Annotated in this window: 14 protein-coding genes and 1 pseudogene; 3 read left to right on the forward strand and 12 right to left on the reverse strand. The window is 68.8% G+C overall.

What is annotated here, in order from left to right; genetic code table 11:
- The first annotated feature begins 113 nt into the window (after nucleotides 1-113).
- Together EDF19_RS08050 and EDF19_RS08055 are read left to right on the forward strand one after the other, a co-directional pair.
- Complete coding sequence (locus EDF19_RS08050; protein ID WP_123680380.1) at nucleotides 114-1,100, forward strand: aldo/keto reductase; 987 nt, start codon at nucleotides 114-116, stop codon at nucleotides 1,098-1,100.
- 2 nt (nucleotides 1,101-1,102) lie between these two features.
- Nucleotides 1,103-2,086, forward strand: a complete 984-nt coding sequence (locus tag EDF19_RS08055) for an aldo/keto reductase (RefSeq protein ID WP_123680381.1) — start codon at nucleotides 1,103-1,105, stop codon at nucleotides 2,084-2,086.
- A 125-nt stretch (nucleotides 2,087-2,211) separates the two neighbouring features.
- Here the strand turns inward: EDF19_RS08055 and EDF19_RS08060 are convergent, their stop codons facing one another.
- From EDF19_RS08060 to EDF19_RS08075, 4 genes are read right to left on the reverse strand one after another with little or no spacing between them, the layout of a single operon-like run.
- Complete coding sequence (locus EDF19_RS08060; RefSeq protein ID WP_123680382.1) at nucleotides 2,212-2,697, reverse strand: heme-degrading domain-containing protein; 486 nt, start codon at nucleotides 2,695-2,697, stop codon at nucleotides 2,212-2,214.
- A complete protein-coding gene (locus EDF19_RS08065) occupies nucleotides 2,694-3,734 on the reverse strand; it encodes a Gfo/Idh/MocA family protein (protein WP_123680383.1) in 1,041 nt (346 codons plus the stop codon). Before EDF19_RS08065 ends, EDF19_RS08060 begins: the two co-directional genes overlap by 4 nt.
- Nucleotides 3,731-4,678 (reverse strand): hypothetical protein, encoded by a 948-nt coding sequence (locus tag EDF19_RS08070; RefSeq protein ID WP_123680384.1) that lies wholly within the window; start codon nucleotides 4,676-4,678, stop codon nucleotides 3,731-3,733. Before EDF19_RS08070 ends, EDF19_RS08065 begins: the two co-directional genes overlap by 4 nt.
- Nucleotides 4,675-5,787 (reverse strand): Gfo/Idh/MocA family protein, encoded by a 1,113-nt coding sequence (locus tag EDF19_RS08075; protein ID WP_123680385.1) that lies wholly within the window; start codon nucleotides 5,785-5,787, stop codon nucleotides 4,675-4,677. The genes EDF19_RS08070 and EDF19_RS08075 overlap by 4 nt, the downstream gene beginning before the upstream one ends.
- Nucleotides 5,788-5,940: 153 nt before the next feature.
- Between EDF19_RS08075 and EDF19_RS08080 the strand changes: the two genes are divergently transcribed.
- The gene (locus EDF19_RS08080; protein WP_260217018.1) at nucleotides 5,941-7,164 is read left to right on the forward strand and encodes an MFS transporter; all 1,224 of its coding nucleotides are present in this window, start codon (nucleotides 5,941-5,943) and stop codon (nucleotides 7,162-7,164) included.
- A 25-nt stretch (nucleotides 7,165-7,189) separates the two neighbouring features.
- On the opposite strand, the gene EDF19_RS08085 is transcribed toward EDF19_RS08080, so the two are convergent.
- The 8 genes and pseudogenes from EDF19_RS08085 to EDF19_RS08120 all read right to left on the reverse strand — a co-directional run bounded on the left by EDF19_RS08085 (nucleotide 7,190) and on the right by EDF19_RS08120 (nucleotide 13,971).
- The gene (locus tag EDF19_RS08085) at nucleotides 7,190-8,230 is read right to left on the reverse strand and encodes a LacI family DNA-binding transcriptional regulator (protein WP_221180631.1); all 1,041 of its coding nucleotides are present in this window, start codon (nucleotides 8,228-8,230) and stop codon (nucleotides 7,190-7,192) included.
- Between the two features lie 209 nt (nucleotides 8,231-8,439).
- Nucleotides 8,440-8,613: pseudogene (locus EDF19_RS08090) on the reverse strand (SDR family oxidoreductase); the annotation flags it as partial.
- Nucleotides 8,614-8,615: 2 nt separating this feature from the next.
- Entirely contained in the window at nucleotides 8,616-9,980 is a 1,365-nt protein-coding gene (gene dnaB, locus EDF19_RS08095) for a replicative DNA helicase (protein WP_123680388.1), read from the reverse strand.
- A 664-nt stretch (nucleotides 9,981-10,644) separates the two neighbouring features.
- Complete coding sequence (rplI, locus tag EDF19_RS08100) at nucleotides 10,645-11,097, reverse strand: 50S ribosomal protein L9 (protein WP_123680389.1); 453 nt, start codon at nucleotides 11,095-11,097, stop codon at nucleotides 10,645-10,647.
- 14 nt (nucleotides 11,098-11,111) lie between these two features.
- Nucleotides 11,112-11,369 carry a 30S ribosomal protein S18 gene (gene rpsR / locus EDF19_RS08105; protein ID WP_017887834.1) on the reverse strand — a complete coding sequence of 86 codons (258 nt, stop codon included), beginning with the start codon at nucleotides 11,367-11,369 and terminating at the stop codon, nucleotides 11,112-11,114.
- A 50-nt stretch (nucleotides 11,370-11,419) separates the two neighbouring features.
- Nucleotides 11,420-11,989, reverse strand: a complete 570-nt coding sequence (locus tag EDF19_RS08110) for a single-stranded DNA-binding protein (RefSeq protein WP_110862690.1) — start codon at nucleotides 11,987-11,989, stop codon at nucleotides 11,420-11,422.
- A gap of 3 nt (nucleotides 11,990-11,992) precedes the next feature.
- The gene (rpsF, locus tag EDF19_RS08115; protein ID WP_111083667.1) at nucleotides 11,993-12,376 is read right to left on the reverse strand and encodes a 30S ribosomal protein S6; all 384 of its coding nucleotides are present in this window, start codon (nucleotides 12,374-12,376) and stop codon (nucleotides 11,993-11,995) included.
- Nucleotides 12,377-12,534: 158 nt separating this feature from the next.
- Nucleotides 12,535-13,971: a CCA tRNA nucleotidyltransferase gene (locus EDF19_RS08120; protein WP_123680390.1), complete on the reverse strand. Its 1,437-nt coding sequence runs from the start codon at nucleotides 13,969-13,971 to the stop codon at nucleotides 12,535-12,537.
- Between the last annotated feature and the right edge of the window lie 65 nt (nucleotides 13,972-14,036).

A 14,036-nucleotide genomic window follows, 5' to 3' on the forward strand; every position in this document is an offset into this window, starting at 1 on the left:
CGCCCGCGGCACCTCGCCCTGAACGAGATCCTGCTCCGCCCGTCCACCCAGGCCTGAGCACCACCAGCACGACCTCATGGCGGTCCGGCCGGACCGCCCCCCGAAAGGACACCATGCAGTACACACGACTCGGCAACTCCGGACTGAAGGTCAGCAGCATCGCACTCGGGTGCATGAGCTTCGGCGACCCCGCCAGCGGCCACCTGCAGTGGTCCCTCCCCCAAGACGACGCGCTGCCGTACTTCCGGCAGGCACTCGACCTCGGCATCACCTTCTGGGACACGGCCAACGTGTACTCCTACGGCGATTCGGAGCGCATCGTCGGCGAAGCGCTCCGCAAGTTCACCAAGCGCGACGAGATCGTCCTCGCCACCAAGGCCCACTTCTCCGACAAGCCCGGCACCGGCCCCGGCCTGAACGTCGCCGGCCTGTCGCGCAAGGCGATCATGCAACAGATCGACGCATCCCTGACCCGTCTCGGCACCGACTACGTCGACCTGTACCAGATCCACCGTTTCGACCCCGAGACCCCGGTCGAAGAGACGATGGAAGCCCTCCACGACGTCGTCAAGGCCGGCAAGGCCCGCTACCTCGGCGCGTCCGCGATGTGGACCTGGCAGTTCGCGAAGATGCAGCACGCCGCCGACCTGCACGGCTGGACCCGGTTCGTGTCCATGCAGGACCAGTACTCCCTGCTCTACCGCGAGGAAGAGCGCGAGATGTTCGGTCTCCTCGCCGACCAGGGCGTCGGCAGCGTCCCCTACAGCCCACTGGCGAAGGGGCGCGTCGCCCGCCCCGCCGGCGAAGGAACGAAGCGTTCCTCCGACGACCCTGTCGGCAACACCTTCTTCGCCGACACCGAGCGGGACCGCCCCGTCATCGACGCAGTGCAGCGGATCGCAGCGGACCGCGGCGTTCCGATGGCGCAGATCGCGATGGCCTGGGTGCTCAAGAACCCCGTGGTCACGGCCCCCATCATCGGGGCCACGAAGCCGCACCACCTCGACGACGCCGCAGCCGCCGTCGACATCGAGCTCACCGCCGAGGAGACCGCGGCGCTCGAGGAGCACTACACCGTCCGTGACGCCGGAGGATTCTGAACATGGAGTACACACGACTCGGCAACTCCGGGCTCGAGGTCAGCAGGATCGCACTGGGGTGCATGAGCTTCGGCGACGGCTCCCGCGGAGTGGGGTGGGCGCTCGACGCCGAAGCAGCAGAACCGCTGTTCCGGCAAGCGGTTGGACTCGGGATCACGTTCTGGGACACCGCGAACGTCTACGGCCTCGGCAGTTCCGAGCGCATCGTCGGGGACGCCATCCGTCAGTACACCCGTCGCGAGGACGTGGTCCTCGCCACGAAGCTGTTCAACCGGATGGGCGACGGTCCCGGCGAGTCCGGCTCGTCACGTCGCGCGGTGATGGAGCAGATCGACGCGTCGCTGACTCGACTCGGCACGGACTACGTCGACCTCTACCAGGTGCACCGTTTCGACCCGAACACGCCGATCGAGGAGACCATGGAGGCGCTCCACGACGTCGTCAAGGCGGGCAAGGTGCGCTACATCGGTGCGTCGAGCATGTGGGCGTGGCAGTTCGCCAAGATGCAGGCCGCTGCGAGGACCAACGGCTGGACACCGTTCATCTCGATGCAGGACCAGTACTCCCTGATCATGCGCGAGGAGGAACGAGAGATGTTCCCGCTCCTCGCCGACGAAGGTGTCTCCAGCATCCCGTGGAGCCCGCTCGCCGCCGGCGTCGTCGCGCGGCCGTGGGGTCAGAAGAGCACGACGCGAGGGACGGCCAACCCGGACACCGACCCGAAGGGCCGGCCGCTCTGGATCCCTGAGGACGAGGCCGTCGTGAACGCTGTCGAGCGCATCGCCAGGGAGCACGACGTCGCGATGGCGCAGGTCGCCCTCGCGTGGGTACTCCGCAACCCCGTGGTCGCCGCGCCGATCGTCGGTGCGACGAAGTCACACCACCTGGCGGACGCGGTGGCCGCACTCGACGTGACGCTGTCGGACCAGGACGTCGCAGCTCTGGACTCTGCTTACGTGCGCCGCGAGCCGACCTACTTCTCCTGACGTCGTTTCGACGATGTGACCCTCCAGCGACGTGGACGGTCACAGACGACGAACGTGACGGGAGGCCCGTGGCGGGCCCGCACCGTGCCTCCCGTCAGACAGGGGGGACGGTGCGGCCGTTGCCGTCAGCGCTCGAGGTGGGCGCGCAGCGCCTCGACCACCAGGTCGTGCTCGACGAAGTCGTCGACGCCGGACGCGACCACGACACCGACCTGGGCGGAACCGACGCGGATCGGGAAGGCGCCGCCGTTGAAGGCGTAGTCCATCGGATCGACCATCCGGGCGTGCGCGATGTCCTCGATGCCGAAGGCGTGCATCTGCTCGGCGATGTGCAGCGACGCCTTGTCGAAGCGGCGGACGACGGCGACCTTGCGGTTCATCCACCCGTCGTTGTCGGCCGAGGTCCCCGCGAGCGCCGCCTGGAAGACGAGCTGCTCGCCCAGCCAGACCGAGGTCGAGATGGTCTGCTGGCGCTCCCGCGCGAGCGTGATGATGCGCTGACCGAGGGCGATGGCGTCGTCGTGCGTGAAGTCCGAGAAGCGGACTTCGACGTCCTGCGTCGCGAGGAGTTCCAGTCGTGCGGTGGTGTCGAGGTCTGCGGTGCCGGTCATCGAGGGGTGTCCTGTTCGTCGAGTGCGGAGCGGACGGCGGCGAGCGTCGTCGCGAGGGCGGTGGAGTCATCGAGGGAGTGCAGCGGCGAGGACGTGTGCCCGTCGGCGATGAGTGCTGCGACGCCGACGGCCTCGTGTGCCAGTCCGGCGCGGCCGACGAGTCCGTCCGGGTCTCGCCATTCTGTGCTCTCGCCGCCGATCGTGACGGCGAACCGTCCGGGGAACACGAAGTGGTCGGTGAACCGCACGGTCCCGGCGGTGCCGACGATCGAGGCGAGACCGTCGGTGGTCCCGAGGAGTGTGGACGTGGCGGTCGCCCGTGCGCCGGTCGCACCGGTGAAGAGTGCGGCCGACGCGACGTCGACCCGACCGCCGTCGACGTCGTGCAACCGACCGCTGGCAGCGACGCTCGTCGCGTGGCCGATCGCGAACTGAGCGAACCAGATCGAGTAGATGCCCATGTCGAGGAGCGCGCCGCCCTCGACCGGGTCGAGGAACCGCGTGGGGACGTCGAGCGGGACCCGCCAGCCGACGTCGGCGTGGGCGAGGAGCACGTCCCCGAGCGCACCGTCCGCCAACAGCTTCGCGAGCACACGGAACCCGGGGTGGTAGCGGGTCCACATCCCCTCTGCCGCGAAGACGCCGTGTTCGCGCGACGCCGCCGCGACCGACGCCGCCTCGCCAGGGGACAGGCCGAGCGGCTTCTCGACGAGCACCGGGGTGCCGGCGGTGATCGCGGCGAGGGCACCCTCGAGGTGCTGCCGGTGCGGAGTCGCGACGTAGACGACGTCGACGCCCGGGTCGGCCGCCATCGCGTGTGCGTCGGTGAAGGTACGTTCGACACCGTGCACGGCCGCGAACGCGTCTCCGCGTTCGGTCGTCCGGCTGGTCACCGCGACGACGCGCTGCGCGGTGTGCGCGTGCAGGGCGTCGACGAAGTCACCGGCGATCTGACCGGTCCCGACGACACCCCATCGGAGTACCGGGGTGTCGGTCAGCGATGGGCCGTCGGCTGCGGGGAAGACGAAGTCGCTCATACGTGGTGCTCCTGGTTGTCTACGGCCGGGTGTTCCTCGCCGTCAACGGGGTAGTCGACGTAGGCAAAGGCGCTGCCGTCAGGTGACCAGCTGTTGACGTTGATCGTGCCCTGGCCGCCGTTGAACCGGGCGACCACCTCGCCGGCCGACCAGACCCCGGCCTGCGGGCCGGCCATCGAGGGACCGTCGACCAGGTCGATCAGCACGAGTTCGACGTCCTTGTCGGCCGGGTGACCTGTGGTGCCCGCCGGGAAACTGAGGTACACGGCCCAGTCGCCCTTCGGGCTCAGGTGCGGGAACCAGTTCACACGCTCGTCGAAAGTCAGCTGCTCGAGGTCGGACCCATCCGGCCGAATCCGAGCGATCTGCGCCCGACCCGGCGTGAACTGCTCGGTGTTCAAGTAGATCCACGCAGCGTCGGGGGAGTACTCGGGACCATCGGCTGGCCCGGGGTGCGTCGTCACCGCGCGATCCCGGCTGCCGTCGATGCCGATTTCGTGGATGGTCGCGCTCGCCCACCAGTCGTCGCCCTGTGGTTCGAGCCGCACGTACGCCAGCGTGCTTCCGTCAGGGTGCACACCGTGCAAGAAGTGGAGCGGGCCGTCCGCCGAGGTGATGCGTCGGGCGGTGCCGCCGCCGATCGGGGCTTCGTAGAGGTGGAAGTCGTTCGCGGAGACGAGGATGGTGTCGCCGGATGGGTGCAGGACGTGGTCGTTGTTGAGGGCGGGGATGCCATCGATGGTGATGGGTTCGGGCTCGCCGCCGGCGACGGGCAGGGACCAGAGCACGCCCTCCCCGTTGACGATGAGACGCCCGTCGGCGGTCCAGTTCGGGGCCTCGAACAACATCTCGGTGGTCTCGTGGACGGTCCGTGCGGTCCGGGTGGCGACGTCGAACACGCGGATGCGGGTGCGCTGTCCGGTGAGCAGCGTCTCGCCGGTCACGCGGCGACCCCGTCCTCGGTGATCCCGTCCGGCTCCAGTCCGTTGCGGTCCTCGGCGCCCGCAGCGTCCGCGCGGAGCTGTTCCTTCGCGGAGTCGATCGTCGCGAGGATCGAGATCGTCTCGTCGAGCGTGTGGAGCGGCGACTCGGTGCGGCCTTCGCCGACGAAGGTCGCGAGGGCGGTCGCCTCCCACGACAATCCGTCGAACAGTCGGAGGCCCGTGCCGTCCGTGTAGCCGAGGTCCGGTCCGTCCGTCGGTGCGTTGGGGTCGTTCGCCAGCACCCTGAATGCGGACGGCGTGTAGAAGAACGAGTCGAAATCGAGCCGTGCGGCGCTGCCGGAGATGGACGCCCGGGTGGGGGTGCGGGTGAGCATCGTGGTCGTGATCGTCGACTGGACGATGCCGCCGTGGCGGAGTGCGAGCGTCGAGTAGGCGTCGACGCCCGTCTGGGTCATGCCGCCGGTGGCGACGACCTCGGTCGGTGCGCCGAGGACCATCGAGTCGAACTGCACGGGGTAGATGCCGAGGTCGAGGAGCGCCCCGCCACCGAGCTCGGGGCGGTACAGCCGGTGCTGCGGGTCGGCCGGGATCGCCTGGCCGTGGTCGGCGTGCACGGCCTCGACGTCGCCGAGGAGCCCGTCGGCCAGGAGCTGTCGGACCACCGACATCTGCGGGAGGTAGCGGCTCCACATCGCCTCCATCACGAGCACGCCCGCGGCGTGGCCCGCATCGGCGAGCTGCTGCCCTTCGGCTGCGGTGAGCGCGATCGGCTTCTCGATCAGGACGTGCTTGCCCGCTGCGATCGCCAGGAGCCCGAGTTCGACGTGCTCGCTCTGCGGGGTCGCGATGTAGACGACGTCCACCTCGGGGTGGTCGACGAGCGCGCGGTGGTCATCGAGTGCGCTCGGGATCCCGTGGGTGGCGGCGAACGCGGCCGAGCGGTCGGCGGAGCGGGACGACACCGCTGTGAAGCGTTGCGCGGTGTGCCGATGCGCCGCGGAGACGAACTCACCGGCGATCCAACCGGGCCCGATGAGTCCCCAGCGCAGGGCGGGTTCGCCGGTCCGGGCGGTGAACAGTTCGGGTTCGGGAAGCTGGGTGATCGGCATGCAGTTCTCCTCATGCTCTCGCGAAAGTTGTTGGCACGAGATAACATCTCGCTCATCCGAGAATTTAGCACGAGCTAAGTCGTGCTGCACTGACGCACCGAGGAGACGTCGATGACGACGAGACCGCAAGACGCTCACCCGTACACCGTGGCCGTGAGCACGGAACCGATCGGCAAGAAGTACCTCGGAGCGCTGTTCCTCGCGCAGTTCGGGATCTTCGTCGCGATCCTGTCGCCCGTGGTGGTGAGCCTGCAGCTCAAGGCACAGGAGATGAACCCGTCAGACCCGGCGTCGATCGTCGGCTCGGTCCTGCCGTTCGGCGCCCTCGGAGCGATGATCTCAAACCCGCTGTTCGGGGCATTGAGCGACCGGACCCGCACCCGGTGGGGTCGCCGTCGCCCGTGGCTCGTCGGCGGGATCATCGCACTCGCACTCGGGCTCGCGTGGGTGTCCGCGTCGACCTCGGTGCTGATGCTGACCTTCGCGTGGCTGTTCTGCCAGGTCGCGTCGAACGCCGCGTCGGCAGCGCTCATCGCGAGCCTCGCCGACAACGTCCCCGAGCAGCAGCGCGGTCGGGCGTCGAGCATCCTCGCGCTCGCGCAGAACGTGTCCATCCTCGCCGGCACCTACCTGGCGGTGTACCTCGTCGCGAACCTGCCCGTGCTGTTCGTCCTGCCCGGGATCGTCGGCATCGGTCTGGTCATCGTGTACGTCTTCGTCACCCCCGACCGCGTGCCCGAGACCCCCGTCAAGCCGTTCTCGTGGCGCCAGGTCATCGGCACCTTCTGGACGAACCCGATCCGTCACCCCGACTTCGGGCTGGCGTGGTGGTCGCGGTTCCTCATCACGTTGGCGACGTACATGTTCACCACGTACCGGCTGCTCTACACGCAGGACCAGCTCGGACTGTCTGCGAAGGACGCGGTCGGCGTCGTGGCGCTCGGCGTCCTGCTCTACACGATCGCACTCTTCGTGAGCCTCACCGTCTCCGGCTGGCTCTCGGACCGACTGCGCCGCCGTAAGGTGTTCGTCGCCGGGTCCACCGTGCTGTTCGCCGCAGGGCTCATCGTCCTCGCCCACGCCGGCACGATCGGGATGTTCTACTTCGCGGAGATCGTCCTCGGCTTCGCGTACGGCATCTACGCCGCCGTCGACACCGCTCTGACGATCGACGTGCTGCCCGACCCCGAGCACGCCGGCAAGGACCTCGGCGTCATCAACATCGCGAACGCGCTCCCGCAGTCCCTCGCACCGGCGTTGGGGCTGTTCCTGCTCGGGATCGGCGCCGGTGACAACTACACGCTGCTCCTCTGGGGCGCCGGCATCGTCGCCCTGGTCGGAGCGGTCGTCGTGATCCCGATCCGCAAGGTGCGCTGACGGTTCGCCGATCCGCTGTCCGTCGTCAACGGGTCGGCGCGGGGCCCGTCGACGCGCGTTCCGTGAGCACGGTCCGCGTCAGCACCTCTGACGGTGATCCCGGTTCGTCGGAGAGCCGCTCGACGACGATCCGGAGCGCGACGTCCACCGTCACCTCGACGTCCTGACGGACCGACGTCAGCGCGTTGTACGACAGCGCGGCGACGTAGCTGTCGTCGAACCCGACGACCGACACGGACTGCGGTACGGCGACGCCTTCGTGGGCCAGCACCGCGAGGATCCCGACCGCGTTCGAGTCACTGCAGGCGACCAGCGCGGTGGGACGGTCGGCACAGTCGTCGGCGACCCACGCGCGAGCCGCCGCCGCGCCGTCCTCCTCCCCGAAGCCACTGGCGATCACGGAGGTGAACGCGTCGAGCCCGGCTGCCGACATCGCGTCTCGGTACGCCTCTGCTCGGTCCACACCGACCGTCCCACCCTCACCGCCGACGTAGGCGATGCGCTCGTGGCCGAGTTCGACGAGCCGCCGGACGACCTGCCGGAGCCCTCCGGCCTCGTCGACCCGCACGTTGTCGATCGCCGAACCGGGCGCCTTCTCGCCGAGCCACACGACCGGCACACGTGCCAGGGCGTCCTGCAGCGCCGGAGCGTGGGGATCCGGATTGAACGCGACGACCGCTTCCACCCGCTGCGCGATGAGCTCGGAGACGACGACGTCCGTCGAGCGTTCCGCCGTGTGCACCCCGACCACCACTGAGAACCCCTGCTCGGCAGCGGCGGAGACGAACCGCTCGGTGAAGCGCACCTCGAACGGGTTCCGCATCTCGATCATCAGGCCGATCGAGTTCGTCCGTCGCTGTCGCAGCAGGCGAGCGGACGCGTTCGGGCGGTACCCGAGGTCCTGCGCCGCCTGCAGGATCCGCGTCCGCGACTCCTGACTCGGGCCAGGAGCGCCCCGGAGCACGAGGGAGACGAGCTGGCGCGAGACCCCGAGGTGCTCCGCGACATCGCGCATCGTCGGGAGCCGCGACCCCGCGGTCCGCACTTCAGATCGCGTCTCGTCCACGGGACCGACCCTACGGCAGGTCGAGGGGACTTCCTCCGGCCGCCAACCGCGGACGGGACGCTCTTGGAGGGCCCGCACCGGGCCTTCCGCCCGCCCCTTGGACGCGTACCGGTCAGACGGCCGCGCACTCCCGGTCGTCCGCGGCCCGGTGCGATCCGTATGTGCACCGGTACCACGTGCTGGAGCGGGAAGACCGCCCGGGAACATGCGCCGGCGCCGCCATCGACCGGAGCGATCGCGCCGGTCACGATCGACGCCCGGTCACTGAGCAGGAACGCAGCGACCTCGGCGACTTCCTCGGGTACGGCCATCCGTCCGAGCGGGATCGAGGAGTTGATCTGCTCGGTGATGTCGGAAGTTGCTTCCTCCCAGGCCGCGACGAGGCCTACTGCGGCATGTCGACGAACCGCGAGAACATCCCGTGGAACGCCACCGTGATCGTGTCGGTCGGACCGTTACGGTGCTTCGCGACGATCAGGTCCGCCTCACCCTGCCGCGGGTTGTCCTTCTCGTACGCCGACTCGCGGTGCAGCAGGATGACCATGTCGGCGTCCTGCTCGATCGAGCCGGACTCACGCAGGTCGGAGATCTGCGGCTTCTTGTCGGCGCGCTGCTCGGGACCACGGTTCAGCTGGGACAGCGCGATGACGGGGACCTGGAGCTCCTTCGCCATGAGCTTGAGCGCACGCGAGAACTCGGAGACCTCTTGTTGGCGGCTCTCGACCTTCTTGCCCGAGGTCATCAGCTGCAGGTAGTCGATGACGACGAGCTTGAGGTTGTGCTGCTGCTTGAGTCGTCGGCACTTGGCGCGGATCTCGACGAGGGTCATGTTGGGGGAGTCGTCGATGAAGAACGGGGCGTCGTTGATGCGTCCGCGGGTCTGCGCGATGGTGGTCCAGTCGCGGGAGTCCACGGTGCCCTTGCGCATGTTCTGCAGCGGGACGCTGGTCTCGGCGGAGAGCAGACGCATCGCGATCTCGGCGCGCCCCATCTCGAGTGAGAAGAAGGCGGCGGTCTGGTCGTGCTTGATCGCGGCGGCACGGCACAGGTCGAGCGCCAGGGTCGACTTGCCGAGGGCGGGTCGTGCAGCGACGATGATGAGCTGGCCGGGGTGGAAGCCGTTCGTCAGGCCGTCGAGCTGGGCGAACCCGGTCGGAACGCCGGTCATCTGCCCGTCGCGGCCCTTGGCGGCCTCGATCTCGTCGAGGGCTGCGGAGATGGCGTCGGTCAGGGGGACGTAGTCCTCGGTCTGCACCCCGCCGGCGACGTTGTAGACCTCGGCCTGGGCGCTGTTGACGAGGTCGGTGACCTCACCCTCGGACGCGTAACCCATCTGCACGATGCGGGTGCCGGCGTCGACGAGACGACGGAGCACGGCCTTCTCGGCGACGATGCCGGCGTAGTACCCGGCGTTGGCAGCGGTCGGCACCATGCTCGTGACGCTGTGCAGGTACTCGGCGCCGCCGCCTCGGGACAGCAGGCCGGTCTTGGTCAGCTCGTCGGTGACGGCGATGACGTCGGTGGGCTCACCGTGCGAGTAGAGCGACAGGATCGCGTCGAAGATCACCTCGTGCTTGGGGACGTAGAAGTCCACACCGCGGGCGGTCTCGATGACGTCGGCGACGGCGTCCTTCGACAGGAGCATGCCGCCGATCGTGGACTGTTCGGCCAGCAGGTCGTGCGGCGGGGTGCGTTCCATGCCGCGCTCCGCGTACTCCTGCGGTGCGGGCTCGAGATGCGCGATCGACACACTGACTCCTCTGTTGAACGACACGGCCGGAGCGTTCGGGCCGGAACCCACGGGCCGGACCCGTGCTGCATTTCTATCCCCAGCGACCGACATCCCCGAGTCGCTGGCCCAAGCTACGGCCGAAGAGTTATCCCCAACAAACGGCCCTGTGGATAACTCTGTGGAGAGAAGCGGGAACACGCCGGAAGTCTGTGTGGACAACTGTGGATGAGGCTGTGCACAACTCGCTAGACGAACACACTTTCGACCGGTTGACCTGGGGTTTTCTGTTCCACACGGTGTGTGGAGAAGTGGGGTTCAAGTACGCGTTGAAGGTTCCGATTTGACACGTTTCTGCTGTGTAAAACGACTTGACAAGGACCCCTCCTGTGGGAAGTGTTCTCGGGCCGCTCCCAGCAAGGCGGGCAGTGCCTGAGAGGTAACCATCCAGCCAAGCCGAGCCCGCCGACGCGGAACGAGCCGGGCCTCCCGTCCGTCACGAAGCGACCACGCGCATGCAGTGAGCAGAAGATGTCGGGTGAGGCGGCGGGAGGCGACATCTTCTGCTCACTCGACGCCGCCGATGCCGCCGACGCCGCCCGCGCGGCGACACCCCCTGCCGCCAACGCAACGACGGGCGGGCCTCCCGGAGGAGACCCGCCCGTCGTGGAGCGGAACGTCAGTGCTACTTGGCAGCGACGACCTTGAGCGAGATCACGGCAGTGATGTCCTCGCGCAGACGCACGGTGGCCTCGTGGTCACCGACGGTCTTGATGGTCGCGGGGACCTCGACCTTGCGCTTGTCGAGCGAGCCGACGCCCTGCGCCTGGACGGCGTCAGCGACGTCGCCCGGACGGACGGAGCCGAACAGACGGCCGTCCTTGCCGGCCTTGACCGACAGGGAGATGGTCGCGTTCTCGAGCTTCATCTTGAGGTCCTGTGCCTCTTCGATGGTGGCGAGCTCACGCGCGGTGCGCGCGGCACGGATCGACTCGACCTGCTTCTCGCCGCCCTTGGACCACGCGACAGCGAAGCCCTGGGGGATGAGGTAGTTGCGGGCGTAGCCGTTCTTGACGTCGACGACGTCGCCAGCGGAACCGAGGCCAGAGACCTCGTGGGTGAGGATGAGCTTCGACATGTGTCGACCTCCGATCAGCGGCCGGAGCCGGCGTAGGGGAGGAGCGCCATCTCACGGGCGTTCTTCACGGCACGGGCGATGAGGCGCTGCTCCTGGACGGAGACGCCGGTGATGCGACGGGCGCGGATCTTTCCACGCTCCGAGATGAACTTGCGAAGGGTCGCAACGTCCTTGTAGTCGATGACGCCGACCTTGATCGACTTCGCGGGAGCGGCGTTCTTGCCGCCCTTGCCGCGAGGCTTCCGGCGGTCGCCGGTGCTCTTTCCAGCCATAGTGATTTGTCCTTAGAAGAAAAGTTGTGTGTCCGTCGGAACCAGGAGGATCAGAACGGGGTCTCGTCGTCGAAGTTGCCGCCGGGGGTGCTCCACACGTCGTTCGACTGTGCGTTGCCGCCGCCCTGCTGGCCACCCTGCGGTGACCACGGCGCGTCCGACTGACCGCCACCGTTGTTGTTCCAGTTGCCGCCGCCGTTGCCTGCGGGGGCGTTGCCGCCGCCACCGACCTGGCCACGACCGCCGCCACTGCCACCCGCTGCGCGGGTGATCTGTGCGGTGGCGTAGCGGAGCGACGGGCCGATCTCGTCGACCTCGAGCTCGATGCTCGTGCGCTGCTGGCCCTCACGGTCCTGGTAGGAACGCTGACGCAGACGACCCTGCGCGATGACGCGCGAGCCCTTCGTCAGCGACCCCGCCACGTGCTCGGCGAACTCCCGCCACACACTCGCACGGAGGAACAGCGCGTCGCCGTCCTTCCACTCGTTCGCCTGACGGTCGAACGTGCGAGGCGTGGAGGCGATGGTGAAGTTCGCCACCGCGAGCCCGTTCTGCGTGTAGCGCAGCTCGGGGTCCGCGGTGAGGTTGCCCACCACCGTGATGACGGTTTCGCCGGCCACGGGTTACTCGGCGCTCGCGGTCGCGGTCGCGGAGGCGTTGGCGGCCTTGCGGGCCGCGCGGGCCTCGTCACGCTGCTTCTGGGCGGCGACCTGCGCGATGCCCTCTTCAGCGCGGAGGACCTTCGTGCGGAGCACGGCCTCGGAGAGACCGAGCTGACGGTCGAGCTCCTTGGCGGCCTCGGGGGAGGACGTGAAGTCGACGACGGCGTAGATGCCCTCGGACTTCTTCGCGATCTCGTAAGCGAGCCGGCGACGGCCCCAGACGTCCACGTTGTCGACGGTGCCACCGTCGTTGCGGATGACCGCGAGGAACTTGTCCAGGCTGGGAGCGACAGTGCGCTCATCGATCTCGGGGTCGAGGATCGCCATCAGTTCGTACTGGTGCATGCGGAACCCACCTCCTCTGGTCTCAGCGGCCCCGGGCAGTTCCCGGGGCAGGAGGGTTGATGCATGTGCCTCGACACGCAGACACGCGCGGGGCAACCTGCACAGACTACCCGACAGCCTGGAGGCGCGCCACCGGCTGTGCAGAACCGTCGCGTCCGTCAGGCGGTCGCGTCCCGGGCGGCCCACCAGTCGCGCAGGCGCGCTTCGGCCGTCTCCGGCCCGAGGGGTCCGTCGTCCATGCGCGCCTCGAGCAGGAAGCGGTAGGCCTCGCCGACGGCACGTCCCGGCGGGATGTCGAGGATCCGCATGATGTCGTCCCCGGTCAGGTCGGGCCGGATCGAGTCCAGTTCCTCTTGGTCGGCCAGGACGCGGATCCGGTCCTCGAGGTCGTCGTACGCGAACGCCAGCCGGTCGGCCTTCCGCCGGTTCCGCGTGGTGACGTCGGAGCGGGTGAGTTCGTGCAGCCGCTCGAGCTGCGGACCGGCGTCGCGGACGTAGCGCCGGACGGCCGAGTCGGTCCAGGCGCCCTCGGTGTACCCGAAGAAGCGGAGGTGCAGCTCGATCAGGCGGGACACCGCGGCGATCGTGTCGTTGTCGAAGCGCAGGGCGCGCAGCCGCTTCTTCGCGAGCTTCGAGCCGACCAGGTCGTGGTGGTGGAAGCTCACGGCGCCGCCGGGCTCGAGCTTGCGGGTCGCCGGCTTGCCGATGTCGTGCAGCAGCGCCGCGAGCCGCAGCACCGTGTCCGGGGGATCGCCAGCGTGGCGCTCGGCCTCGTAGCCGATCGCCTGCTCGAGCACGGTGAGGGAGTGCTCGTAGACGTCCTTGTGGTGGTGGTGCTCGTCGATCTCGAGGCGCATCTCCGGCAGCTCGGGCAGGAAGCGCTCTGCGAGGCCGGTGTCCACGAGCAGGCGGATGCCGGGGACGGGGTCGTTCGTGTTCAGGAGCTTGACGAGCTCGTCGCGCACGCGTTCGGCCGAGATGATGTCGATCGACTCGACGAGTTCCTGCATGGCGTCGCGCACGTCGTCGTCGACGGTGAAACCGAGCTGCGCGGTGAAGCGTGCGGCACGCATCATCCGGAGGGGGTCGTCGCGGAACGAGAGCACAGCGGGCTGCGGCGTCCGGAGTCGCGCTGCGAGCAGGTCCTCCACTCCGCCGTGCACGTCGACGAGCTCGCGGTCGGGCAGTCGGAGCGCCATCGCGTTCACGGTGAAGTCCCGGCGGAGCAGGTCGTCCTCGATCGTGTCGCCGAACGCCACCTCGGGCTTCCGGGTCTCGCCGTCGTAGACGTCGCTGCGGTACGTCGTGATCTCGACCTGCTCGCCGGCGACCCGGGCGGCGATCGTGCCGAACTGTCGGCCGACGTCCCAGGTGGCGCTCGCGATCGGCTCGATGATGCGCAGGACGTCGTCCGGACGGGCGTCCGTCGTGAAGTCGAGGTCGGTCACCGGACGGCCGAGGAACGCGTCACGGACGGGGCCGCCGACCAGCGCGAGTTCGTGTCCGGCGTCGGCGAAGGCCCGAGCGAGGAGGTCGACGGGCTCGGTGGCGGCGAGTGCGTCGAGTCGTTCGACGGCCTGGGCAACGGACTGCATGACGGTCCTCATCCTCCCAGATCGGCGCCCCGAGTTCTCAACAGACCCCGCGCGCACGGGACCTC

It is taken from the genome of Curtobacterium sp. PhB115, assembly GCF_003752025.1.
In the GTDB taxonomy this organism is placed as follows: domain Bacteria; phylum Actinomycetota; class Actinomycetes; order Actinomycetales; family Microbacteriaceae; genus Curtobacterium.